The organism is Massilia sp. CMS3.1 (genome assembly GCF_051262535.1).
Classification (GTDB): Bacteria; Pseudomonadota; Gammaproteobacteria; order Burkholderiales; family Burkholderiaceae_D; genus Telluria.
Map to the genome: position 1 here is coordinate 1 of NZ_JBIMES010000014.1, position 24,687 is coordinate 24,687.

At 65.2% G+C, this 24,687-nt stretch carries 22 protein-coding genes; 13 read left to right on the forward strand and 9 right to left on the reverse strand.

Going from position 1 to position 24,687, the window contains the following annotated elements:
• Positions 1 to 110 precede the first annotated feature (110 nt).
• The 3 genes from ACHAC9_RS19610 to ACHAC9_RS19620 all read right to left on the reverse strand — a co-directional run bounded on the left by ACHAC9_RS19610 (position 111) and on the right by ACHAC9_RS19620 (position 2,283).
• Complete coding sequence (locus ACHAC9_RS19610) at positions 111 to 410, reverse strand: hypothetical protein (protein ID WP_435762478.1); 300 nt, start codon at positions 408 to 410, stop codon at positions 111 to 113.
• 268 nt (positions 411 to 678) lie between these two features.
• Positions 679 to 1,161 (reverse strand): hypothetical protein, encoded by a 483-nt coding sequence (locus ACHAC9_RS19615; protein ID WP_435762480.1) that lies wholly within the window; start codon positions 1,159 to 1,161, stop codon positions 679 to 681.
• The gene (locus ACHAC9_RS19620; RefSeq protein WP_435762481.1) at positions 1,162 to 2,283 is read right to left on the reverse strand and encodes a JmjC domain-containing protein; all 1,122 of its coding nucleotides are present in this window, start codon (positions 2,281 to 2,283) and stop codon (positions 1,162 to 1,164) included. It lies immediately after the preceding gene.
• Between the two features lie 200 nt (positions 2,284 to 2,483).
• Here ACHAC9_RS19620 and ACHAC9_RS19625 point away from each other — a divergent pair, with 200 nt between their 5' ends.
• Positions 2,484 to 3,029 (forward strand): FKBP-type peptidyl-prolyl cis-trans isomerase, encoded by a 546-nt coding sequence (locus tag ACHAC9_RS19625; RefSeq protein WP_435762483.1) that lies wholly within the window; start codon positions 2,484 to 2,486, stop codon positions 3,027 to 3,029.
• Positions 3,030 to 3,065: 36 nt separating this feature from the next.
• On the opposite strand, the gene ACHAC9_RS19630 is transcribed toward ACHAC9_RS19625, so the two are convergent.
• The 3 genes from ACHAC9_RS19630 to ACHAC9_RS19640 form a co-directional block, all read right to left on the reverse strand.
• Entirely contained in the window at positions 3,066 to 4,022 is a 957-nt protein-coding gene (locus ACHAC9_RS19630) for a hypothetical protein (RefSeq protein ID WP_435762485.1), read from the reverse strand.
• Positions 4,022 to 6,679: a DNA mismatch repair protein MutS gene (gene mutS / locus ACHAC9_RS19635; protein ID WP_435762487.1), complete on the reverse strand. Its 2,658-nt coding sequence runs from the start codon at positions 6,677 to 6,679 to the stop codon at positions 4,022 to 4,024. The genes ACHAC9_RS19630 and mutS overlap by 1 nt, the downstream gene beginning before the upstream one ends.
• A 112-nt stretch (positions 6,680 to 6,791) precedes the next feature.
• Positions 6,792 to 7,235, reverse strand: a complete 444-nt coding sequence (locus ACHAC9_RS19640; RefSeq protein ID WP_435762489.1) for a response regulator — start codon at positions 7,233 to 7,235, stop codon at positions 6,792 to 6,794.
• Between the two features lie 51 nt (positions 7,236 to 7,286).
• Here ACHAC9_RS19640 and ACHAC9_RS19645 point away from each other — a divergent pair, with 51 nt between their 5' ends.
• From ACHAC9_RS19645 to ACHAC9_RS19655, 3 genes are all read left to right on the forward strand, one after another.
• Positions 7,287 to 7,463, forward strand: coding sequence for a hypothetical protein (locus ACHAC9_RS19645; RefSeq protein WP_435762491.1), 177 nt, complete (start codon positions 7,287 to 7,289; stop codon positions 7,461 to 7,463).
• Positions 7,447 to 7,587, forward strand: a complete 141-nt coding sequence (locus ACHAC9_RS19650) for a hypothetical protein (RefSeq protein ID WP_435762493.1) — start codon at positions 7,447 to 7,449, stop codon at positions 7,585 to 7,587. Before ACHAC9_RS19645 ends, ACHAC9_RS19650 begins: the two co-directional genes overlap by 17 nt.
• A 184-nt stretch (positions 7,588 to 7,771) precedes the next feature.
• Entirely contained in the window at positions 7,772 to 8,410 is a 639-nt protein-coding gene (locus ACHAC9_RS19655; RefSeq protein ID WP_435762495.1) for a PEP-CTERM sorting domain-containing protein, read from the forward strand.
• Between the two features lie 19 nt (positions 8,411 to 8,429).
• Here ACHAC9_RS19655 and ACHAC9_RS19660 read toward each other — a convergent pair whose 3' ends face one another.
• The 3 genes from ACHAC9_RS19660 to cphA (ACHAC9_RS19670) form a co-directional block, all read right to left on the reverse strand.
• The gene (locus tag ACHAC9_RS19660; RefSeq protein WP_435762497.1) at positions 8,430 to 9,056 is read right to left on the reverse strand and encodes a LysE family translocator; all 627 of its coding nucleotides are present in this window, start codon (positions 9,054 to 9,056) and stop codon (positions 8,430 to 8,432) included.
• 7 nt (positions 9,057 to 9,063) lie between these two features.
• On the reverse strand, positions 9,064 to 11,649 hold the full coding sequence (gene cphA / locus ACHAC9_RS19665; protein WP_435762499.1) for a cyanophycin synthetase: 2,586 nt from the start codon (positions 11,647 to 11,649) through the stop codon (positions 9,064 to 9,066).
• 87 nt (positions 11,650 to 11,736) lie between these two features.
• The gene (cphA, locus tag ACHAC9_RS19670; RefSeq protein ID WP_435762501.1) at positions 11,737 to 13,908 is read right to left on the reverse strand and encodes a cyanophycin synthetase; all 2,172 of its coding nucleotides are present in this window, start codon (positions 13,906 to 13,908) and stop codon (positions 11,737 to 11,739) included.
• A 270-nt stretch (positions 13,909 to 14,178) separates the two neighbouring features.
• Here cphA (ACHAC9_RS19670) and ACHAC9_RS19675 point away from each other — a divergent pair, with 270 nt between their 5' ends.
• The 9 genes from ACHAC9_RS19675 to uvrA all read left to right on the forward strand — a co-directional run bounded on the left by ACHAC9_RS19675 (position 14,179) and on the right by uvrA (position 24,644).
• Positions 14,179 to 16,464: an ABC transporter ATP-binding protein gene (locus ACHAC9_RS19675; protein ID WP_435762503.1), complete on the forward strand. Its 2,286-nt coding sequence runs from the start codon at positions 14,179 to 14,181 to the stop codon at positions 16,462 to 16,464.
• Between the two features lies 1 nt (position 16,465).
• Positions 16,466 to 16,933 (forward strand): DUF1854 domain-containing protein, encoded by a 468-nt coding sequence (locus ACHAC9_RS19680; protein ID WP_435762505.1) that lies wholly within the window; start codon positions 16,466 to 16,468, stop codon positions 16,931 to 16,933.
• 113 nt (positions 16,934 to 17,046) lie between these two features.
• Complete coding sequence (locus ACHAC9_RS19685; RefSeq protein WP_435762507.1) at positions 17,047 to 17,925, forward strand: alpha/beta hydrolase family protein; 879 nt, start codon at positions 17,047 to 17,049, stop codon at positions 17,923 to 17,925.
• The gene (locus ACHAC9_RS19690) at positions 17,922 to 18,368 is read left to right on the forward strand and encodes a MarR family winged helix-turn-helix transcriptional regulator (protein ID WP_435762509.1); all 447 of its coding nucleotides are present in this window, start codon (positions 17,922 to 17,924) and stop codon (positions 18,366 to 18,368) included. The genes ACHAC9_RS19685 and ACHAC9_RS19690 overlap by 4 nt, the downstream gene beginning before the upstream one ends.
• A 70-nt stretch (positions 18,369 to 18,438) precedes the next feature.
• Positions 18,439 to 18,843 (forward strand): GFA family protein, encoded by a 405-nt coding sequence (locus tag ACHAC9_RS19695; protein WP_435762511.1) that lies wholly within the window; start codon positions 18,439 to 18,441, stop codon positions 18,841 to 18,843.
• A 105-nt stretch (positions 18,844 to 18,948) separates the two neighbouring features.
• Positions 18,949 to 19,485: a pyridoxamine 5'-phosphate oxidase family protein gene (locus ACHAC9_RS19700; protein ID WP_435762513.1), complete on the forward strand. Its 537-nt coding sequence runs from the start codon at positions 18,949 to 18,951 to the stop codon at positions 19,483 to 19,485.
• Positions 19,486 to 19,590: 105 nt separating this feature from the next.
• Complete coding sequence (locus ACHAC9_RS19705) at positions 19,591 to 20,658, forward strand: SDR family oxidoreductase (protein WP_435762515.1); 1,068 nt, start codon at positions 19,591 to 19,593, stop codon at positions 20,656 to 20,658.
• A 24-nt stretch (positions 20,659 to 20,682) separates the two neighbouring features.
• Complete coding sequence (locus ACHAC9_RS19710) at positions 20,683 to 21,969, forward strand: glycosyltransferase (RefSeq protein WP_435762517.1); 1,287 nt, start codon at positions 20,683 to 20,685, stop codon at positions 21,967 to 21,969.
• A gap of 137 nt (positions 21,970 to 22,106) precedes the next feature.
• Complete coding sequence (gene uvrA, locus ACHAC9_RS19715) at positions 22,107 to 24,644, forward strand: excinuclease ABC subunit UvrA (RefSeq protein WP_435762700.1); 2,538 nt, start codon at positions 22,107 to 22,109, stop codon at positions 24,642 to 24,644.
• Positions 24,645 to 24,687 lie beyond the last annotated feature (43 nt).

The following is a 24,687-nucleotide window of genomic DNA, read 5'->3' on the forward strand; positions in this document are numbered from 1 at the left end:
ACATGCAGCCGGTTTTTTTACGCCTGTACATATGTAAGGCGGGCTCTCGAGAACCTCTGGGCGAAAAAAAAACCGGCCCGCAGGCCGGTTTTCCATCAGCGAGTAGCTGATTACTTCTTTGCAGCGTCAGCAGCGACGTCAGCAGCGGTCGAAGCGGCCGAAGCAGCGTCAGCAGCAGCAACCGAAGCGGTTGCAGCAGCAGCAGCAGCGTCAGCAGCTGGGGTAGCAGCAGCGTCGGTGGTGGTGGTGGTGGTCGTTGCAGCAGGAGCAGCCGCGTCAGGCGTGGTGGTCATTGCAGCAGGTGCCTCAACAGCAGCTGGGGTGGTGGTGGTGGTGGTGGTCTCTTCTTTTTTCGAGCAAGCAGCCAGAGCAACAGCCATCAGCGAAACGATCAGCAGGGATTTTTTCATGGTTTTTCCTTAATTAAGTTAGAACTTTTGTTGCGATGAATAATTACCGGTAATTATCGCTCTTTTGGAATTCTCGTAGCTTTCGTACTGGTAACAGTGCCTGATAGACAACGGAACCTTCCTAACCCGATATTATAGCCAAATTTAGTGCTTCGCAATAGAAAACACATGCCAAAATGGAAGTATTTTGTGACTTGATAAGCTTCATTTTGTTACAAGATGCTACAAAGGTCAGGATTTTCGCTTAATTGTTGATCTACAGACAAATTTACAGTCCGGTGACAGTCGGTGAGAGTGTCACACTCGACTCTTCCCAGAGCGCGTCGAAACGCGGCGCCGACAACTCGACAGCGCCCGGTGCATCGAATACCGCCTCGCCGCGCATGTGATCGCAGTGAAAACGCCGTACCACATGCACGCCATCAGCCAGCGCGAACGAGTCGGACAGGTGCCGCAGCGAACGCGGGCTGAGGCGGCATTCGACGCGCTCACTGTAGTAACGCACGAGACCCAGGAACCGTGGACAGGAACGTTCGATATATTTGGTGTCGTGCAGCGCCAGGCGCAAGGAGCCGCCGGCACGCAGGAATGCGCCAAGGGTCGCCTCGACATCCGGCGCTCCCAGCGGAAAATCCGCAAAATCAGGGTCGAACAGGTCGAGCCGAAGCCTGGCCCGGCCGAGCAGCGCTCGCCACTGCACCTGAAGTTCGCGGCGCGTGTCGAAACGCGTGATCGGCGGCTCGGTCATCATTTAGCCCAGCTCGATCCAGGCATCGCAATACCATGTGTAGAGCGCCTCGAGCACGTCGTCCGACGCCTGGGCCAGCGTCGCGCCCGACAAGCGGCGCTCATTGGCCAGCATGTCGAGGACAATCTTGTCCGCACGGTTCACCGCGAACGATTCGCCGTTGATGAAGACATGCTTGCCGCGGTACAGCATCAGGGACTTCGGCGACAGTTTCAGGCCGCGCTTGGCGGCCGTCTCCATGAAGCGCCCGACGACCAGCGGCTTGGCGAGCGGCGTGAAGAACACATTGTGTTTCGGCTCGGACATGTATTCGCCAAAGAAGATCGTCACGTCTTCCTCGTCGAAGCGCACCTTGTTCAGTTCTTCGGTAATGCTGGCAAGCATCTCGCGCGGGATCTCGGCCGGATTTTTCGCCGGCTGCAGGTCGGGGTCGGCGTAGCGGCCCGGCAGGTCGATCGAGTCGGCCATGAATTGCAGGAAGGCTTCGCCCAGTTCCTGGAACGAAGGCGAGCGGAAACCGATCGAATAGGTCATGCACTCGCCCTCGGCCACGCCGTCGTGGGCGTAGTGCGGGGGCAGGTACAGCATGTCGCCCGGTTCCAGCACGAATTCTTCTTCCGGGGTAAAGTTCGACAGGATCTTCAAGGGCATGCCCTCGACCAGCGACAGGTCTTGCTGGGCGCTGATCTTCCAGCGGCGCTTGCCGTGCGCCTGCAGCAGGAACACGTCGTAGGAATCGAAGTGCGGGCCGACGCCGCCGCCATCGGTGGCATAGCTGACCATCAGGTCGTCCAGGCGCGCGTCGGGCAGGAAGCGGAACTCGCGCAAGAGGGCGTCGGCGCGTTCGTCGATCAGGTTCACGCCCTGCACCAGCAAGGTCCACTCGCGCTCGGTGCGCGGCGGCAGTTCAGGCAGCGGGCCATGCTGCATGTCCCACTGGCCGTCGACCATGGTCACCAGGCGCGACTCGACATGGTTCGTCGCAGCCGCTTCGGCGAGCTTGTCGAATTTCAGCAGTGGCTTGAAGCCGGGGATGGCATTGCGGATCAACAGGGGCTTCTTGTGCCAGTAATCGCGCAGGAACTGGGCCGGGGTGATGTTCCCCAGGAGCTGTAATTTTTTCATGACACATTATAAGGGAACTCAAAAACCTGCTGCGCGTTGGCCTGGCAGTCTGCGATGCTCACCGTACTTTAGTACGGTTGCGCTTCTCGACCACCATGCCTGCCGCTCGCTACGGTTTTTCGAGATCCCTTTCACCAGACCCACCACGGGCGAAAGCGGAGGAAGGTTATAATCTGGCCCTAACAACGAAAGGAAGCGCGATGAAGATTGCCCAGAATACGGTCGTGACGGTGAACTACAAACTGTCGGACGCACAAAATAACCTGATCGAAGAAGGCGCACAGCCGATGGTCTATCTGCACGGTGGTTACGAAAACACCTTGCCGAAGATCGAAGAAGAGCTCGACGGCAAGGAAGTCGGCTATGCGTCGACCCTGCAGGTCGAGCCGGACGATGCGTTCGGCGACTACGACGCCGAGTTGGTCAAGGTCGAAGACCGCAAGCTGCTGCCTGAGCCGCTGGAAGTTGGCATGCAGTTCGAAGGCATGGCCGACGGCGCGCCGGACGACGAGCCGATGATCTTCACCGTCACCGAAATCGCCGACGACAAGGTCGTGCTCGACGGTAACCACCCGCTGGCCGGCATGGCCCTGCGTTTCGAGCTGTCGGTGATCGACGTGCGCGCTGCGACCGACGAAGAGATTGCCCACGGCCACGTGCACGGCGCCCATGGTCATCACCATGGTGGCGACGGCGACGACGACGGCGAAGAAGGTGACCACTTCCGTAGCCAGCCGCTGCACTGATTCATGTTGGACTCACCGGGAACCTTCGTTCCCGGTTCATTGCTCCCTCGCATCCTTCAAACTGAATAAGGCCTTCTCCCCCGGCGTCACCTTCAGTTCAACCGCCTCACCCCCGACCGACACGTGCCCGACGTTCTGGCGCCATCCGATGGCCGGTTTGCCATCCTTCGGCAGGGCCGCACTGTCGACCAGCAGCACCTTCCCATCGAACTTCTGCGCCAGCAAATGCACCTGATTGCGTGTCGCCGCGAAACCGTCGCGCGTGGTAGACCCCCGGCGCAGCAGGCTGCGCAGGCCGGACGGCTCGGCCAGGGGTTTCAAGTCGCCTTCCGAGAACAGCACGATCGCATCGACCTTGTCGCGCCGGGCCAGTGTGAACAGGCGGTTGAGCCAGAAGCGCGTCGCCACCATCCGGTCCTCGTACTCGCTGTTGCGGCCGGCCGCGGCCAGGTAGTGGTTGTTGTTGGCGGGGAGGTTGACGGTCGCGTACAGCACCGAGTCCACGGTCCAGTGGGCATTCTCGGCATAGCTGCGAAAACGCGGGCTCATCGACAGGCGGGTCAGCGGCAGCTTTTGCGCGCCGAGCGATTGCGGTTCGCCATGAAACAGCTCGCGCATCCGGTTCAGGCGTTCGACGGCGTTGGTGCGGCCGGCCGCGTTGCGGCAATCGGCCCAGTCGCTGCCGGCGGGCAGCACGATGACGGGCCGCTTCGCCTTGTCGACCAGGTCGCGCCGCTCCTGGTACAGCGTGTCGCCGCAGGGCTCGCCGGATGCCTTGATGCCGGTGACGACAACAAAGGCCAGCGACTTCTCGCTCGTCTCCGCCAGCGCCTTCTTGAAATCCTCGTCGCCGGGCTTGCTGAAGCTGTGGCCGATGACGCCGAAGCGGTGCGCTTCATGCGCCTCGCGCCCGCCGTCACGCGCGCCGGCCGATGGCGCCGACAGGGCCGTCGACAGCGCAGCGGCCAGCAGGGCAGGGCGCAGGCGCGGCATCAGGCAGCCAGCCGCTTCAGTTCGTACAGCCGCTCGAGCGCTTCGCGCGGCGTCAGCGCGTCCGGATCGAGATCGTCGAGGGCGGCGAGCAGGGCAGGCGAGACGACCGGGGCTGCAGGCGCCGGCACCGCGTCGTCGACCTCTTCGGAAGGCAGCGCGAACAGGTCGAGCTGCGGCGTCGTGCCCACCGCCTGCGATTCGAGCCGCGCCAGGTGCTTGCGCGCGGCCTTGATGACGCTTGGGGGCACGCCTGCCAGCTGGGCCACCTGCAAACCGTAGCTCTGCGAGGCCGGGCCGTCCTGGACCGCGTGCAGGAACACGATCGTGTCCTTGTGCTCGACCGCCGACAGGTGCACGTTGGCCGCGCTAGCGTGGCTCTCGGGCAGCTGGGTCAGCTCGAAATAATGGGTCGCGAACAGCGTAAAACTGCGGCTGTTGTCGATCAGGTGGCGCGCGATCGCCCAGGCCAGGGCCAGGCCGTCGAAGGTGGAGGTGCCGCGTCCGACTTCGTCCATCAGCACCAGCGAGTGTTCGGTGGCGCCGTTCAGGATCGCGGCCGATTCGGTCATCTCGACCATGAAGGTCGAACGCCCGCCCGCCAGGTCGTCGTTCGCGCCGATGCGCGTGAAGATGCGGTCGATCGGTCCGATCGTTGCGCTGGTGGCCGGCACATAGCTGCCGACATATGCCAGCAGCACGATCAGCGCGGTCTGGCGCATGAAGGTCGATTTACCGCCCATGTTCGGGCCGGTAATGAGCAGCAGGCGCCTGTCGTTCGAGAGCTTGCAGTCGTTGGCGATGAAGCGCTCGATCTGTTTTTCCACCACCGGATGCCGGCCCTCGACGATGGTCAGGCAGGGCGCATCGACCAGCTGCGGGGCGCACCAGTTGTGGCGCAGCGCGTGGCTGGTGAGCGCGACCAGCGTGTCGATCTGGGCCAGGCCCTGCGCCACCCGCTGCAAGTGGCCGATGTGCGGCGCCAGGCAAGCGAGCAGCTCGTCGTACAGGGCTTTTTCGCGCACCAGGGCCTTGTCCTGGGCCGACAAGGCCTTGTCTTCGAAGGCTTTCAGTTCCGGCGTGATGTAACGCTCGCAATTCTTCAGCGTCTGACGGCGGCGGTAGTCGTCCGGCACCTTGTCGGTCTGGCCGTTGGTGACCTCGATATAAAAGCCGTGCACCCGGTTGTACTCGACGCGCAGGTTGGCGATGCCCGTGCGGGCGCGCTCGCGCGTCTCCAGATCGACCAGGAACTGGCCGGCGTTTTGCGACAGCGCGCGCAACTCATCGAGTTCGGCGTCGAAACCGCTGGCAAACACGCCGCCGTCGCGCACCATCGCGGCCGGTTCAATGGCCACCGCGCGGGTGAGCAGATCGAGGCAGGGCACGGGCGTATCGATGGCCTCGTGCAGTTCGCGCAAAAGGCAGGAGTCGCCCGGGATGAAGCAGCTTGCTACCTGTTGGCCCAGGGACGGTAACTGTTTCAAGCCGTCGCGCAGGCTGGCCAGGTCGCGCGGACGCACCGACAGGAGCGCGATGCGCGTCGTGATGCGCTCGATGTCGGGTACTTCATTGAGCGTGGCGGACAGGGCGCTCGTCGCATCGCCCTGGGCCAGCGCCTCGATCGCTTCGTGGCGCGCCCTGGCAACGCCTTGGTCGCGCTTCGCATGGTGCAGCCAGTGGCGCAGCAGGCGCGAACCCATCGCGGTGCGGCAGCCATCGAGCAGGGAAAACAGCGTCGGCGATTCCTGGCCGCGGATCGTTTCGGTCAGCTCCAGGTTGCGCCGCGTGGCCGCGTCCAGACCGATGAATTCGTTCTCGCTCTCCACGGCGAGACTGTTCACGTGCTGCAGGCCGCGGCCCTGGGTCGACTGCGCATAGCGCAAGAGCGCGCCGGCCGCGCCGAACGCGGCGCCCAGGCCATCGGCGCCAAAGCCGGTGAGGGTGGCCACGCCCAGCTGCTCGACCAGCGCCTTGTGGCCCTTGACGACGTCGAAGTGCCAGCCTGGGACGCGCTGGGTGTGGGCGAACGGATTTTCCTCGAACAGGTTGCCGTCGTCGGCGCGCAGGATTTCCGCCGGCGCGATACGCTCGAGCTCTTGCGCCAGGCGTGCGCCCACCGTGCGCTCGTCGCCCGAGAATTCCGTCAGGCGCAAGGCGCCGCTGGCTAGCGACAGCCAGGCGAGACCGACGGTGACCGACTTGCGTCCGGTGAGCGTGTACAGGGCCAGCAGGGAGCGCTCGGCTTTTTCGGGCAGCAGATCGGAATCGGTGAGCGTGCCGGGCGTGACCACGCGCATCACCTTGCGCTCGACCGGACCTTTACTTGTCGCCGGGTCGCCGATCTGCTCGCAGATCGCGCACGATTCGCCGAGCTTCACGAGTTTGCCGAGGTAGCCGTCGAGCGAGTGGAAAGGCACCCCGCACATCTTGATCGGGTTGCCGCCGGCCGAACCGCGCGCGGTCAGCGTGATGCCGAGGATGCGCGCGGCTTTCTCGGCGTCCTCGTGGAACAGCTCGTAAAAGTCGCCCATGCGGTAAAACACCAGCATGGTCGGGTAATCGGCCTTGATGCCCAGGTACTGGGCCATCATCGGGGTGACTTTCTCCGACGTTGCGCGTGCGGCAGCGGCGTTGATTTCGGTAGGGACGGTGGTCATGTCAATCGTGTTCGGGAAGGCAGGGCGGCAGCCGCGCCAGGACCGTCATTTTACAGCCATTGGCTGGGCAGCAGGATGCCGGACCGGCATGCGCCCGAGTAGCAGAACAGAATCAGCTGCGCAGCAAAGCCATGATCGTGTCGAGCTTGTAAGGCTTGGTCGTAAACAGATAGCGTCGCTCGCGGTTTTCCATCAGGGATGGGACCGTATACCCGGAAGTCAGGACAACTTTGATCCAGGGGAAGAACTCGGTGACGGCATCCGCCAGCTGCAAGCCGTTCATGCCGGGCATCATGACGTCCGAAAATACGGCATCGATGTCGGCGTCCTGCCCCAGGATCGTCAACGCTTCCTTGGCCGAATTGGCGACCACGACGTCCAGTCCGCGGCTGCCCAGGAGCGCCTCGGCCAGGTCAGCGAGGTCCGCTTCATCGTCGACGACCAGCACTTTGCGTACCAGGCCGGCTGCCTTGCCGGCTGCTGCTTCATCGACGTCGTGCGAACCCGCGAAACCGGGCGGAACAGCCTTCGAAAACGACCAGCGGACATTCGGCATACCGACCACAGCAACTCCCAGGACAGATCGCGTGCCACCCAGGCGGGTGGAATGAAGAAAAATACAAGTATGAATGATTTCAGGCTTGTGCTGCAAACAATTGCCGGCGTAAAGCGTGCTCATGGGCATGACATAAAAATATTCGATCGATTCAGGCTTGATTTCAGTGGAATCGCCAAAATCCCACTAGCATGGGACATCCGGGAGCGCCGTGGTCGGCATCATTGAACACGGCCATGACTGCGCCAACGAGGCGTGGATGGGGGAGTGCGACGCGACCATCCGGGCGCCGCTGTCTCCTTCGCGGGTGGAGTGGACGCTCGACTTCGAGTTGCGCTATTTCGGCAGTTGAACCCTGCATTTTTTGGCGCCGTCCCGGCCCCGAGCGAATGCTGTCACCCGGCCTGTATGTCGGGGTAATTTACACCTTGCTTCACTCGGCGCCGACGGGGTTTGGTAAGTGCCTGATAAGGCGCGTCTTTTGGATGGTGGAACGAAAATTGCTTCTATGTAGACGCCAATAATAAGGAGAACCCATGCGCTACGTGCGACGTCTTGCCGCTTTGATCATCACCGTCTGCGCTTGCGCCAGCGCCTCCGCCGCCGTCATCACGGCGACCAACACCACCTACGGTGTCATCGACGGCAGTGAAGCAACGCGCGTATTGGCCGTCGATGTGCACGGCACGATTACTGACGTGAACATCACGGTCGAATTCTCGAAGTGCGACAATCCGCCAATCGGCCCGAATGGCCGTGCTTGCGTGGGCCGTGGCTCTCCCTTCGAAAGCGAGTTCTCGCTTGTCCTGGTCGGACCGAACGGCCAGTCTGCCACCCTGGTCGATTCCTTCGACACCTATACAGCTGGCACTGTAGGGAGTGGCGTCGGGCGCGTGCTGGTGACGTTCGACGACGAAGCCGCGGCCGCTGCCGGTCCGCGTGTGCGGGCGGGCACCTTCCGCCCGGAGGACATGCTCTCCGCTTTCGATGGCATGGACTTGTTCGGCAGCTGGACCCTGTTCTTGCAGGACGACTTCCCCGCCGATCCGCTCGAATTCTTCTCGACGTCGCTCGAGATCGCCTACGAGCCGGCGCCCGTGCCGGAGCCGGCCACGCTGGCAATGCTCGGCCTGGGCCTGGGCTTGATGGGAATGCGGGCGGCGCGCAAGCCTTGATCCGCTCAGCGCGACACGATCAGCGTGACAGGATCAACTTCGCGCCCAGCGCAATGAACACGGTCCCGGCCAGGCGGTCGAGCCATTTGCCGGCACCGGGCTTGCGCTCGAGCCAGGCGCCCACGGAGCCGGCAAAATAACCGAGCAGGCCGAACAGGATCGCCGCCTGCAGCGTGAAGGTCAGGCCCAGCGCCAGCATCTGTCCCGGCACATTGCCGTGTGCCGCAATCACGAACTGCGGCAGCAGCGACAGGAAAAACAGCACCACTTTCGGGTTGATGGCGTTTGCCAGCAGCCCTTTCATGAACAGGCTGCGCAGCGACTGCGAGGGTTCTTTCGCGCTCGCTGCCGACTGCCCGCCCGTGCTGCGCAGCGCGCCGATTCCCAGCCAGACCAGGTACAAGCCTCCGCCGATGCGCAGCAGCGTGAACGCGGTCGGGGAGGCGGCGATGATCGCGCTCACGCCGATCACGGCGAGAAAAGTGTGGCTCAGGCAGCCTAGCGCGCAGCCCAGGCCGAAGACCATGCCTTGTTGACGACCCTTCGACATGCCGAGACCGAGCACCATCAGGTTGTCGGGGCCGGGGGAGGCGGTGAGCAGGATGGCGGCGAGCAGGAAGCCGAAAAATTGTTCGGGTGCGAGCATGGTTGAATTATTTTGCTTCCGCGACCCGCTTGGTGATATGCGCCAGCGCCGCATCGACCTGGTCGATCAGGATCAGGCACAGGTCGCCCTCGGTCAGGCGCGCCAGGGCCCGGTCGATCGCGACGAACTCGCCATTGATTTCCTCGACATGGCTGGTGCGCGTGGCGCCAAGCAAACCTTGGCGCAGCAAGGCCACGACTTCGCCGTCGGGACGTCCACGCTGGCACTGGTCCTGGTACAGCAGCACGTCGTCGAACGCCTTACCCAGGATTTCGGTCTGCTGGGTGATGTCCTGGTCGCGCCGGTCGCCGGCGCCGCTGATCACGGCCAGGCGGCGTTTTGCCGGCATGTTCTCGACCGCCGACACCAGGGCAGCGATGGCGTCAGGGTTGTGGCCGTAGTCGGCGATCAGGGTCGCGCCCTTGTAGTCGAACACATTGAAGCGCCCCGGCGCGTTGTCGCTCTCGCCGACAAAGGTTTTCAGGCCGAGGCGCATCTTGTCCCAGTCCAGGCCCACGGCCCAGGCGGCACCGACCGAAGCCATCACGTTCTCGACCTGGAAGCCGATGGCGCCGCCGCGGGTGATCGGCACCTCCGCCAGTGCAATCTTCGTGTCAAGCTTGCCCTCGGCGCAGACCAGGACACCATCTTCCACGTACACGACGCGCCGGCCCTGGGCGCGGTGCATGGCGATCAGCGGGTGGCCGCCGTCCTGGGCGAAGAAGGTGATGTCGCCTTTCGTGTTCTCGGCCATGGCGGCGACGACCGGATCGGCTGCATTGAGCACGGCCATGCCGCCGACCTTCACGTTCTGGACGATCACGCGCTTCAGGACCGCGAGGTCTTCCAGCGTGGTGATGTAGTTCAGGCCGAGGTGGTCGCCTGCGCCGATGTTGGTCACGACCGCCACTTCGCAGCGATCGAAGGCCAGTCCTTCGCGCAGCAGGCCGCCACGGGCGGTCTCGAACACGGCGGCGTCGACGTCCGGGTGCAGCAGCACGTTGCGCGCGCTGCGCGGACCGCTGCAGTCGCCGCTGTCGATGCGCCGGCCTTCGATATACACGCCGTCGGTATTCGTCATGCCGGTGCGCAGGCCGGATGTGGTGAGCAGGTGCGCGATCAGGCGCACGGTCGTCGTCTTGCCGTTGGTGCCGGTAACGGCGACCACCGGGATACGGCCGTCGTCGCCCTTCTTGAACATCATGTCGATGATCGCTGCGCCGACATCGCGGCCCTTGCCGAAGGAGGGCGAGAGGTGCATGCGCAGCCCCGGCGCGGCATTGACTTCGACGATGCCGCCGTGTTGCTCTTCAATCGGTTTGAGGACGGAATCGCACACCAGGTCGACGCCGCAGATATCCAGGCCGACCATGTGCGCGGCGGCGATGGCACGCGCGGCGACTTCCGGATGGACGTCGTCGGTGACGTCGGTGGCCGCGCCGCCGGTCGACAAATTCGCGTTATTGCGCAGCACGACGCGGCGGCCCTTGGCGGGCACCGAGTCCGCTTCCAGTCCTTGCTTGGCCAGGCTGCCGAGTGCGATGTCGTCGAAGCGGATCTTGGTCAGCGAGGTCGAATGCCCGTTGCCGCGGCGCGGGTCGAGGTTGACCTGGTCGACCAGCTGGCGCACCGTGTGCACGCCGTCGCCCACCACAATCGGCGGATCGCGGCGCGCGGCGGCGATCAGCTTGTCGCCGATGACGAGCAGGCGGTAATCGTGGCCCGGCAGGTAGCGCTCGACCAGGATGTCGTCGCGGAACTCGCTCGCCGAGTTGAAGCCGGCCGTGATCTGTTCCTTGGTAGTGATGTTGACGGTCACCCCCTTGCCCTGGTTGCCGTCCTTCGGCTTGATCACGACCGGCAGGCCGATCTCTTGCGCGGCAGCCCAGGCGTCGTCAGCATCAAGCACGACGCGCCCGAGCGGCACCGGCACGCCGGCGGCGTCCAGCAGGCGCTTGGTCAGTTCCTTGTCCTGGGCGATGGTCTCGGCGATGGCGCCGGTGGCGTCGATCTCGGCGGCCTGGATGCGGCGCTGCTTGCTGCCCCAGCCGAACATCACGAGGCTGCCTTCGGTCAGGCGCCGGAACGGGATGTCGCGCTCGATCGCGGCCTGCACGATCGAACCGGTCGAGGGGCCGAGGCGCACGTCTTCGTCGAGCTCGCGTAATTGAAGCAGCGCCGCTTCCAGGTCGAAGGGCGTGTCCTCACGCGCGGCGCCAATGAGCTGCTCGGCCAACTTCATCGCCAGGCGGCCGACCTCTTCCTCGCTGAACTCGACCACGACCTGGTAGATGCCGGTTTCCAGGGTGGCGGTGGTGCGGCTGAAGGTGACCGGGCAGCCGGCTTCGGCCTGCAGGGCGAGGGCGACGATTTCCAGCACTTCGGCCATCGGCACCGGGTCGAGCGCGTCTTCTTCGTGGCCGAAGGGCTGCAGCTGGCCCAGCTGAGGGAAGCGCGAACGCAGGCGCGACTCGAAGCCAGGCAGGGTGGCGATCGATTCTTCCTCCGGGCTGCAGGCGACGATCGCCTCGACCGAGGTGTGGTGGCTCCAGAGGTTAGGGCCGCGCAAGGCCCGTACGCGAGATACTTCCATAAACCATCATTCCTTTACAAGGTGCCGCTCCGACTGCCAGGACGGCAACAGCACCGTTAATTCGGACCGGCGAACCGGCCCTGATCATCAATAAGTCGTTTTCTTGCTTGCGTCGAAAGCGCGCAGGCCACCGCAGATCAGGTCGTGCTGCAGGCCCAGCGCCCAGGCGGCGGCAGTGGCCGCCAGCACGCTGGCCGGATGCTTGACGGTGGCGGGCCTGATCTTGGCAAGGTCGAGCAAACGGGATTCAGTCTCGCCGTCAGCGAGCACGATGTGGTTGTCGCGCGCAAAGACGATCCGCTCGCCGGAGGCGCGGTGCTGCGCCATGACAGGATTGTGCTCGTCCATCGCATAGAAGATCACGCGCCCGTCCGACAGTGCGGCCAGTTTGACCACGTCCGGGTCGGCCGCGTTCAGGACGGCAGCGCCTTCGGAGAGGATCACGTCGACCTGGCTGCGCACCACGTTGGCCAGCGCCTCATCGTCGTTGATGTGGAATCCGGTCACGTCGCCGAGTTGCCCCATGTCGGTCACCACGCCGACCGAGCAGCGGTCGTAGGGCAGGCCGCCGGACAGGATGCTGCGCGCGTTCGATTCGAACACGGCCGCTTCGACGTTGCGGTTAATGAGCAGGCGTTCGCCGGCCGCAAAGCCGGTGCAATCACCCTTGTGGACCTGGCGCCCGTCGAGGTACAGGCCCTCGCCGTTGGCCACGCCCACATGCTTGCCGGCGGCGTTCAGGAGGCAGCCGAGCAGGCGTGCGATCAGGCTGGTGCCGAGCGTGCCGGTGACGCCGACGACCGGAATGCGGCCGCTGTCCCCGTCCGCGAACAGGTGCCTGATAATGGCCTCGCCGACCTTGCGCGGCGTGCCGCTGGCCGGCTTGATGTGGGCCAGCAGGCCCGGGCTGGAATTGACTTCGATGATCGCGCCACGCTGCTGCGCAAGGGGCCGCGAGATGTCTTCGCAGACCAGGTCGATGCCGGCGATGTCCAGGCCCACGACGCGTGCCGCCAGGGCGGCCATGTGCGCCACCTCCGGGTGGACCAGGTCGGTGACATCGTCCGAGACGTTGCCGTTCGGCTGGATCAGCACTTTCTGGCCGTCCTGCGGCACTGACGCGGGCGTGAGGCCCTGGCGCTTCAGGTCGAGCAGGATTTCATCGTCCTGCACATTGACCGTGCCGAGCGGGTGTTCCTCGGTCTCGCCGCGGCGCGGGTCGGTGTTGATCTGGCTGGCGACCAGCGCGCTGACGCTGGAGCTGCCGTCGCCAGTCACCCGCAGCGACTCGCCGCGCGCCACGGCCACGACCTGCCTGCCGACGATCAGCAAACGGTGTTCGTTGCCGGGAATGAAGCGCTCCACCAGCACGGCGCTGCTGCCGCCCGCTTCGGAGGCGATCGCGTAGGCGGTATGCACCTCGGACTCGCTCATCAGGTTCAGCGTCACACCGCGGCCATGGTTGCCGTCGACCGGCTTCACGACGACCGGCAAGCCGATGTCCTGGGCTTCTTCCCATGCGGCTTCGGCGCTGCGCACCAGGGCGCCTTCGGGCACCGGCACGCCGCACGAGGCGAGCAGGCGTTTCGTTAAATCCTTGTCGCTGGCGATGCTCTCGGCGATGGCGCTGGTGCGGTCGGTCTCGGCGGTCCAGATGCGGCGCTGCGCGGCGCCGTGGCCGAGCTGCACCAGGTTGCCTTCGGTCAGGCGGATAGAGGGAATGCCGCGCTCGGTGGCGGCGTCGACGATGTTCGCAGTCGACGGGCCCAGGCAGTAGCGGTCGACCAGGTCGGTCAGGCGGGCGACAGTGCTCTTCATATCGAAGGACTCGCCGCTCACGGCAGCCATCAGGAGCGCGTGCCCGGCGTCGAGCGCGGCGCGGCCGACGATGGCGTCGCGCGTGCGGAACGCCATCTTGTAGACGCCCACTTCCGCGGTCGAGCGGGTCTTGCCGAAGCCGGTCTTCATGCCCGCCATGTTCTGCAACTCGAGCACGATGTGTTCGAGGATGTGGCCGGCCCAGGTGCCGCATTCCAGGCGCTCGAGGAAGCCGCCGCGTTCGCCGACGCCGCAGCGGTGCTCGATCAGGCCGGGCAGCATGTCCGTCAAGCGCGCGTTAAAGCCGGGCAGCTTGTCCGAAGGAAAGTCTTCCAGCTCGCCAATGTCGAGCCAGACCTCGATCACTGGACGGTAGGTCCAGATGTTCGGGCCGCGCAGGTGCGTCACACGGAGAAACTTGATGTCTTTCTTCTTTGTCATGTAATGATGTCTTGCCCACGGTGTCCGCTCGTGCACCATGATGGCTTTGCCTATGTTTGCCTGCCTGTGCGCTACCGCACCCAAGTGCGGTCATGCAGTGCACATGTTATATACTCGCGGGACCGAAGCTTACAGCGCGGTACCGATTTATGCCAATCAGGCGCCGTTCGCGACCCGCAGCAGAATTTTTCCTCTGATCATGTAAACCGCTGAGCCGGTCACCGCGTTACCCCTCTATCCAGAACATGCCTGTCACGGGCGGCACCATTAATGACAACTCAACAACTAGCTCTTCCGACATCGCTGGCGGCGGCCGCCGGCTTCCTGCCTGACGGTTGGGACAATGACGTTCGGAAACAGCTTGCACCAGGGGAAAACGTTTTAACTGGCGTGGAGGTTGACCTCGACACGAAATTACGTTTCACCAAGGGAATTCTGGTGGTGACGGATCGCCGTTTGCTGTCGCGCGCGCCGGGCGACGCCACCTGGAGCGACTGGGCGCACCAGCCCGGGCTGGTGCTGCGCCACCACGACCACGCCGGCGTCGGCCACCTGGAGCTGGTCGACGCGAACCGCCTGCTGGCGGCCTGGCGCTTTACCCTCGGCCAGAACCTGCACGCGATCCGCGTCGCCGATGCGTTTGCAGAGCAAATCACGAGCATCGAGACCGGCAACCCGGTCCTGCCACCCGAACAGCACATCTGCCCGAGCTGCAAGGCGCCGCTCGAGCCGGACCAGGAAGAGTGCCCGATCTGCGCCAAGGTGCTGCACACGCCGCCTTCGACCTGGACCCTGTTCCGCTTGTGGCGCTTCGCCATGCCCTACCGCGGCCAGCTGCTGCTGGGTTTCCTGCTGATGCTGGGCAGTACCGCCGCGCACATGATTCCGCCTTACCTGACGATGCCGCTGATGGACAATGTGCTGATCCCGTATCAGAACGGCCAGAAGATCGACAATCAGCTCGTCTACCTGTACATGAGCGGCCTGCTCGCGTCCGCCGTGCTGGCCTGGGCGCTGGGCTGGGCCAAGACTTATGTGTTGGCGCTGGTGTCCGAGCGCATGGGCGCCGACCTGCGCTCGACCACTTACGAACACCTGCTCAAACTGTCGCTGGAATTTTTCGGCGGCAAGCGCACGGGCGATTTGATGTCGCGCATCGGCAGCGGCTCGGACCGGATCTGCGTGTTCCTGTCGCTGCACCTGCTCGACTTCCTGTCCGACGTCCTCATGATCATCATGACCGGCGTGATCCTGTTTACGATCAATCCGTGGCTGGCCTTCATCACCCTGGTGCCGCTGCCCTTCATCGCCTGGATGATCCACGTCGTGCGCGACAAGCTGCGCACCGGCTTCGAGAAGATCGACCGCGTCTGGGGCGAAGTCACCAACGTGCTGGCCGATACGATTCCCGGTATCCGCGTGGTGAAAGCCTTCGCCCAGGAAAAGCGCGAAGCGGTGCGTTTCCGCGAAGCGAACAAGCACAACCTGGCCGTCAACGACAAGTTGAACAAGGTGTGGTCGCTGTTTTCGCCGACGGTCAGTTTTCTCACCGAACTCGGTTTGCTGGTGATCTGGTGCTTCGGCATCTGGCAGGTCTCGCGCGGCGACATCACGGTCGGCACGCTGACGGCCTTCATCGCCTACAGCGGCCGCTTCTACGTGCGTCTCGATTCGATGAGCCGGATCGTCTCGGTCACGCAGAAGTCGGCCTCGGCGGCCAAGCGCATCTTCGACATCCTCGACCACGTTTCCAGTGTGCCGGACCCGGTCAATCCAGTGAAAGTGCCGAAAGTACAGGGCAATATCGAACTGCGCGAAGTGGGTTTCCGCTACGGTAACCGCGCCGTGAACCGCGGCATTTCGCTCAACATCAAGGCCGGCGAGATGGTCGGCCTGGTCGGCCACAGCGGCTCGGGCAAGAGCACGCTGGTGAACCTGATCTGCCGCTTCTACGACGTGGCCGAAGGCGCGATCCTGCTCGATGGCGTCGACATCCGCAGCTTTGCGGTGGCCGACTACCGCCGCAACATCGGCCTGGTGCTGCAGGAGCCTTTCCTGTTCTTCGGCACGATTGCCGAGAACATCGCCTACGGCAAGCCGGATGCGACGCGCGAGGAAATCATCGCCGCCGCACGTGCCGCCCACGCCCACGAATTCATCCTGCGCCTGGCGCAAGGCTACGATTCGATGGTCGGCGAGCGTGGCCAGGGCCTGTCGGGCGGCGAGCGCCAACGCATCTCGATCGCGCGCGCCTTGCTGATCGACCCGCCGATCCTGATCATGGATGAAGCGACGTCCTCGGTCGACTCGGAAACCGAAAAGGAAATCCAGAAGGCGCTCGACAACCTGGTGCAGGGCCGCACCACGATCGCGATCGCGCACAGGCTCTCCACCCTGCACCGTGCCGACCGCCTGATTGTGCTCGACCGCGGCGTGGTGGTGGAAGAGGGCAGCCACGACGACCTGATGGCGCGCGAAGGCGCTTACCACCGCCTCTACGAAGCGCAGGCGCGCAACGTGGACCAGGACATGGACGATGCGGACAAGGACGACTGATATGACCCATGTATTCCAACTACGCCGCGACAGTTTCGGCAAACTCGTGTTCACCGGCGCCGACGGCATCGACGTCCATGGTGTAATTCCGGTGCGCGCCTTCCCGATCCAGGCGCCGACCCGCGGCATCTCGCTGGTGCGCGACGGCGGCAAGGAAGTCGCCTGGATCGACGACCTGGCGACCGCGCCTTCGCACATCCGCGATCTGGTGACCGAAGACCTCGAAGGCCGCGAATTCATCCCCGAAATCTCGCACATCGCCAGCGTGTCGAGCTTTGCCACACCCTGCACCTGGACCGTGAAAACAGATCGCGGCGACACCGCGTTCGTGCTCAAGGTCGACGAGGATATCCGGCGCGTGGGGGAAGCGTCGCTGCTGATTGCGGACAGCCATGGCATCAACTTTTTGGTGCGGGACATGTTCAGGATCGATAAGCACAGCAGGAAGATCCTGGATCGGTTTTTGTAGGCCTGTCGTAAACCTCCTGTTCGAGCACCTCCTCTAATGATTCGGCCATTTCGATCCATCGCGACGATCGCGTGTTAATGTCGTTAACACGTTAACGATATAGACCGCCCGCGATGACTCCCGAAACTTTCATCATCCCGACCGCCAACGGCGCCCAATTGGCGGCCACCCTCTGGCCCGCGCCCGACCCAAAAGCGATCGTGCTGATCCACCCGGCGACGGCCGTCACGCAAGCCTTCTACGAACCCTTCGCCCGCCACCTCGCCAGCCTGGGCTTGATCGCGCTGACCTACGACTACCGCGGCACCGGCCGCTCGCGCGGCCCCAGCCTGCGCGGCGAGACGGTCACGATGGCCGGCTGGATGCTCGAAGATGTGCCCGCCGTGACGCGCTGGGCCGGCGCGCGCTGGCCAGGGCTGCCGCTGCTGGCGGTCGGCCACAGCGTCGGCGGCCATGCGTTGGTCTTGTCCGGCGGCCAGCACGACGTGCGCGCCGGCGTGTTGATCGCCACCCACGCGGGCATCACGCGTACCATCCGCGGCCGCGCCGAGCGGGCACGGGTCTGGTGTGTCATGCGCGTGCTGGCGCCGTTGCTGTGCGCAATCAAGGGCTACATGCCCGGCCGGCGCATCGGCCTGGGCGAAGACCTGCCGCGCGGCGTCATGCTGCAGTGGAGCCGCTGGACCACGCTGCCGCGCTATTTTTACGACGATCCGGCGCTCGATGCGGCGCGCCGGGCCGCCGCCGTGCGCATGCCGCTGCTGGTGCTCGGCTTCAATGACGATCTCTGGGCCAATCCGCACGCGATGGACATCCTGCTCTCCGGCGTCACAGGCGCGCCGATCGAGCGGCGCCAGGTCGCCCCGCGCGCGGTCGGACTGGCCAGCATCGGCCACATGGGCTTCTTTCGCAAGCGCTGTGCGGGGGCGCTGTGGCCGCAGGTCGGCGACTGGCTGCTGGCGCAGGCCGCGTCGCACCAGGAGCACGCATGACGCCGGCGTCGAAGCCGCCGCGCTTCGTCTTCCTCGTCAACCGCGCCCAGCGCGCGATGATGCGCTGGATCGAGTGCCGGCCCGCAGCATGGGAAGGCGCCAGCGCCGCCCAGGCGGGACTGCTGTTCCTGCTGGCCGCGCGCGATGCGGCCTCGGTCGGCGAGATCGCATCGGCACTCGAGGTGGCGCCGGCCGCGGTCACGAACCTGTCGAAGCGAATGGAGGCGGCCAGCCTGGTCGAGCGCGTCGCCGACGAGCGCGATGCGCGCATGACGCGCCTGAGGTTGACCGAGCAGGGACTGGCGGCCAGCGTCCAGGCGAAATCGGCGCTCGCGCAGCTCAACCAACAGCTGTGCCAGGGTTTTAGCCCCGACGAGCTGCACACCGTCGCGCGCTGGCTCGACCATGCAGCCAGCGCCCTCAAGGAACAGGACGATTCCTAGATCACGCGGCGCTTGAAGCGATGTCCGGGCTGGCCTATGCTGGTGTCACATCATCGGCAGCGGAGGCAGCATGTTGCAGGGAGGCTGTTATTGCGGCGCGGTGCGGTATGTCGTCGAGGGCGATGTTTTCCACGGCACATTCTGCCATTGCAGCGACTGCCGGAAGATTACCGGGGCGCCGGCGGTGGCCTGGTTCAGCGTGCACAAGGAGCAGATGCGCTTCTCCACCGGCAATCCCGCGACCTTTCGCTCGAGCGAACACGTGCTGCGTGGCTTTTGCGCCACCTGCAGCACCACCCTGACTTTTCAGGACGACCACTACCCCGGTGAGATCGACATTGCCACGGCGAGCCTGGACGACCCCGAAGCCGTGCCGCCGCGCGACCATACCTTCCTCCGGGAACGGCTGAGCTGGATGCGCACCGACGACGGCTTGCCGGCGTATCCGCGCACGCGTTCCAAGGTGGCTGAATGACCCGCCTTTGTCCCGGGCTGGACCGGTCGAGCGTGAAATCGCCCACAGAGGCTTGCGCGGCGCACCTGTAGTCTGGTTGCATTACCAATCACAAGGAATACCGACATGAATTCGATCAACCGTAACCAGCCCGAAGAAAACCACCGCGACCTCACCGGCGTCGAGGCCCGCAAGCTGATCAGCGAGATGGCGGAAGAAGTGGAAACCTGCTTCTTCTGTACCAGTGGCGGCACCGGACAGAGCCGCGGCGTGCGCCCGATGAGCGTGCAACAGGCAGACGATGCCGGCCACCTGTGGTTCCTGAGCGCCACCGACAGTCACACGAATGCCGAGCTGGCGCACGACCCGGCCGTGAAACTGTTTTTCCAGCGCAGCGCCCATGCCGGGTTCATGGAACTCGACGGCATTGCCACCGTGTCGCAGGACCGCGCCAAAATCAAGGAATTGTGGAAGCCAATCCTGAAGACCTGGTTCACCGAGGGCGAGACGGACCCGCGCATCAGTGTCATCCAGGTCGTGCCGCGTGAAGGCTATTACTGGGACAACAAGCATGGCCAGATGGTGGCCGGCGCCAAGATGCTCATCGGCGCGGCGATCGGCAAGACGCTCGACGATTCGATCGAGGGCAAGTTGACGCCGTAAGCTGCGCCCGCGACCCGCGCACGATTGACTGTGTTTCATCCCCCGCGCACGCCCTTGTTAACCCGCAGTTAAAATGGGTTTCATCGAGAACGCAGGGGAATCCATATGCAGCGAACAGCTTTGGTAGTAGGTATCACGGGAATCGGCGGCAACCATGTCGCGCGCGAATTGCTAGCCAATGGGTGGAATGTGGTCGGCCTGTCGCGCCGCGCGCCGAAGGATTTGCCCGATGTGCGCCACGTCGCGGCCGACCTGCTGGACCCGGTCGCATTGCGCGCCGCGCTGGCCAATGTGTCGCCGACCCACGTCTTTATTACCACCTGGATGCGCCAGGAAACGGAAGCCGAGAACATCCGCGTCAACGCCGCGCTGGTGCGCAACCTGCTCGACGCCCTGTCGCCGAAAAAGAGCGTGCGCCATGTCGCCTTGGTCACGGGCCTGAAGCACTATCTTGGCCCCTTCGAAGCCTATGCCAAGTCGGGTACGCTGCCCGACACGCCGCTGCGCGAAAGCCAGCCGCGCCTGCCGCTTGAGAATTTTTATTACGCGCAGGAAGACGAGGTCTATGCCGCCGCCGAGCGCGACCGTTTTACCTGGAGCGTGCACCGTCCGCATACGATCATCGGCCAGGCGGTCGGCAATGCGATGAACCTGGGCACCACGCTGGCCGTGTATGCCACCATCTGCAAGGAAACCGGGCGCCCCTTCCAGTTCCCGGGCTCGAGCGCGCAGTGGAACGGCCTGTCGGACGTGACCGATGCGCGCATGCTGGCAAAGCAGCTGGTGTGGGCGGCCGACACTGATGCAGCGAAGAACGAAGCCTTCAACATCGTCAATGGCGACGTGTTCCGCTGGAGCTGGCTGTGGCCGAAACTGGCCGGCTGGTTCGGCGTCGAGGCGGCCGGCTTCAGCGGGCAGATCCAGCCACTTGAAGCGGCAATGGCGCAGGATGCGCCGCGGTGGCGCGAGATCGCCACCCGCCACGGCCTGGCCGAACCCGACCTGGATCGCCTGGCGTCGGCCTGGCACACGGACCTCGACCTGGGCCGCCCGCTGGAAGTCATGACAGACATGGCCAACAGCCGCCGCCTCGGCTTTGCCGCCTACCAGGCCACCGACGCCTCGTTCTTCGAGCTGTTCGAGCGCCTGCGCGCCGAGCGCCTGATTCCCTGAGGCGTTTTCCGTAAGGTGAGCACCATGGAAGCGCGGCACCCGTCCCTTCACATCGTGCTGGTCACGATCGGCTCGGCCGGCGACCTGTTTCCCTTCATGCGCCTCGCGCTGGCGCTGCGCGAGGCCGGTCACCGGATCAGCTTTCTCGGTCCGGTCCAGCACGAACCCTTCGTCCGCGCCGCCGGCCTGCCGTTTCATGGTTTGCCGGCCGACCCCAAGGTGCTCGACCATCCGGATTTGTGGCACCCGACGCGCGGTTTCGGCGTCGTCTGGGAAGCGACCCGGCCGGCGATGGCCGCCGTCCCGGCCTTCATGGCCGCGCTGGCGTCCGATGAAAATTGCACCATGTTGGTGCACCCACTGGCGTTGCCGGAGGCGGCACTGTGCCGCGCCACACGGCCCGGCTTGCGCATCGCCGCCGCCTTCCTCGCGCCATCGAACCTGCCGACCGTCCACGATCCGCTGATGCTCGGTCCCTGGCGCGTGCCGCGCTGGGTGCCGCACGCGGTGCGCCGGCGCCTGTGGCGCATCCTGGCCAGCCGCTTCGTCGATCCGATCGCGCTGCCCGACGTGAACGCGGCAAGGGGCGCGGCCGGGCTGGCGCCTGTGCACTCCCTGCTCGACACCATCGTCTCGATTCCCGACCTGTCGATCGCCCTGTTCCCCGACTGGTTCGCAGTGACCCAGCCCGACTGGCCGCGTCCCGTAGTGCGTAGCGGCTTTCCCTTGTTCGACCCGGCGCCGGATGCCGCCTTGTCCAACGAACTGCAGCATTTCCTGGGACAGGGTGGCCGGCCGCTCGTCTTTACCCCCGGCACCGGCAACCGCCAGGCGCGCAGTTACTTCGCGCATGCGATCGCGGCCTCCACCCTGCTGGGCGAACGCGCCGTCTTCCTGACGCCGCACCGCGACCAGCTCCCTTCCGAACTCCCGCGCCACGTCCTGTGGCAGGAATACGTGCCGCTGCGCGCCTTGCTGCCGCGGGTGGCGGTGCTGGTCCACCACGGCGGCATCGGCACCACGGCCGAAGCGCTGCACGCCGGTACCGCCCAGCTGGTGGTGCCGCTTGCGCACGACCAGTTCGACAATGGGGCGCGGGTCGAGGCGCTGGGTGTGGGGCTGGCGCTGCCGGCGACGCGCTTGACGACGCGCAAGCTGGTTGCGGGGCTGGCGGCCTTGCTCGATGATGATGGATTGCGGCTGCGCTGCCGGGCGGTGGCGGGGAAGTTCGCGGGAAATGCCGGAGTAGAGGGGGTCGTCAAGGCCCTGGAGGAACTGGGCGTCCGCGGCGCGGCGCGTACGCGACCGTAGAAAGGGGCGGCGCGTATTCATCTCGGTGTGTGAACGCACCGTCAACTTTCCCCGGTCGCGATTAAATGAGGCCATCTACAGCGAGGGCGGGACAGGCGATGCGACGTAAAGCGGAAGGCAGCAACGAGGCAGGCGGCATGACGGGCAACCCGGCAAGTGGCGCAGGCCGCCCCGGCTATGTGCGGGTGCGCGGCGCGCGCGCGCACAACCTGAAAAACGTCAGCCTCGACATCCCGCGCGACGCCCTCGTCGTGTTCACCGGCGTGTCCGGCTCCGGTAAATCGTCGCTCGCGTTCGGGACTTTGTACGCCGAGGCCCAGCGGCGCTACCTGGAATCGGTCTCGCCCTACGCGCGCCGCCTGTTCCACCAGATGCCGGTGCCGGAAGTCGACGAGATCGACGGCTTGCCGCCCGCCGTCGCGCTGCAGCAGCAACGCGGTTCGCCCACCACGCGCTCCTCGGTCGGCAGCGTCAGCACCTTGTCGAACTCCCTGCGCATGTTGTATTCGCGCGCCGGCGACTATCCAAAGGGGCAGGAACTGCTGTACGCCGAATCGTTTTCGCCGAATACCCCGGAAGGGGCCTGTCCGGAATGCTCGGGCCTGGGCCGCGTGTATGAAGTGACCGAACACTCGCTTGTGCCGGACGACTCGCTCACCATCCGCGAGCGGGCGGTCGCCGCCTGGCCGCCGGCCTGGCATGGCCAGAACCTGCGCGACATCCTGGTGACTATGGGTTACGACGTCGACACGCCCTGGCGCGAGCTGCCTAAAAAGGACCGCGACTGGATCCTGTACACCGACGAGACGCCGAGCGTGCCCGTGTATGCGGGCCTGACGCCCGAGGAAACCCGCAAGGCCCTCAAGCGCAAGGACACGCCGAGCTACCAGGGTACGTTCACCGGCGCGCGCCGCTATGTGCTGCAGACCTTCGCGACGACCGAAAGCGCCTCGATGAAGAAGCGCGTGGCGCGCTACATGGTCAGTAACGCCTGTCCGCTGTGCCGCGGCAAGCGCCTGCGGCAGGAAGCGCTGTCGGTGACCTTTGGCGGCGTCGATATCGCCGACATCTCGCGCATGCCGCTGGCGCGCCTGCACGACATGCTCGAGCCCTATGCGAACGGAAAGGCAATCGAAGACCCGCAACGCGCCAGGCTCCATCCCGAGCAGCTGATCGTCACCCAGCGCATCGCCGAAGACCTGGTCGCGCGCCTGGACGTGCTGCTGGCGCTGGGCCTGGGCTACCTGGCGCTGGAACGCAGCACGCCGACGCTGAGCCCCGGCGAACTGCAGCGCCTGCGCCTGGCGACGCAAGTGCGCTCGAACCTGTTCGGCGTCGTGTATGTGCTCGACGAACCGTCGGCCGGCCTGCACCCGGCCGATACCGAAGCGCTGCTGACCGCGCTCGCGCAACTGAAGGCATCGGGCAATTCGCTGTTCGTGGTCGAGCATGCGCTGGACGTGATCCGCTGCGCCGACTGGATCGTCGACGTCGGCCCTGCCGCAGGCGAGCAGGGCGGCGAGGTGCTCTACAGCGGCCCGCCCGACGGGCTGAAGAATATCGCCGCTTCGCAGACGCGACGCTACCTGTTCGACGATGCGCCGATCGGGCATCCGGCACGGCGCGCACCTGCCGGCTGGCTGCGCCTCGAAGGCGTGACCCGGAATAACCTGAAGGGGCTGGCGGTCGAATTCCCGCTCGGCGTGCTCACGGCCGTGTGCGGCGTGTCGGGTTCGGGCAAGTCGAGCCTGGTCAGCCAGGTGCTGGTCGACCTGGTCTCGCGCGCGCTGGGGCAGGGCGCCCCGGCAGCGGAGGTGGAAGAAGTCGACGACCTCGAACAAGAAGCGGTCATGCCGCTGGAAGGCCGGATCATCGACGGCATGGAATCGATCCGGCGCATGGTGCGGGTCGACCAGAAGCCGATCGGCCGTACGCCGCGCTCGAATCTGGCGACCTACACGGGTCTGTTCGATCAGGTGCGCAAACTCTTCGCCGGCACGAAAACGGCGAAGGCGCGCCGCTACGACGCCGGCCGTTTTTCGTTTAACGTGGCCAAGGGCCGCTGCGAGAATTGCGCCGGCGAGGGCTCGGTCATGGTCGAGCTGCTGTTCCTGCCGAGCGTGTACGCGCCGTGCCCGGTCTGCGCCGGCGCGCGCTACAACGCCCAGACGCTGGAAGTCACCTATAAAGATAAAAACATCGCCCAGGTGCTGGGCATGACAGTCGATGCGGCCGCCGAATTCTTCGCCGGCGAAGTGCTGGTCGAGCGCTCGCTGGAAGTGCTGCGCGAAGTGGGCCTGGGTTACCTGCGCCTGGGCCAGCCGGCCACTGAACTGTCGGGCGGCGAAGCGCAGCGCATCAAGCTGGCAACCGAACTGCAGCGCACCGGGCGCGGGAATACTTTGTATGTCCTGGACGAACCGACCACCGGCCTGCACCCGTCCGACGTCGACCGCCTGATCCTCCAGCTCGAGCGGCTGGTCGAGGCCGGCAACACGGTTGTCGTGGTCGAGCACACGATGCGGGTGGTGGCCGCCTGCGACTGGGTGATCGATATCGGACCGGGCGCTGGTGACGAGGGCGGGACGGTCGTCGCCAGCGGACCGCCGGAAACCGTGGCGCGCGTCGCGAAGAGCCGCAGTGCGCCGTACTTGCGGCCTTGCCTGGCGCCGTAAAGACGGGCCGGTGGCGCACTGTTGAACCGCCAGAGCCAAGTCC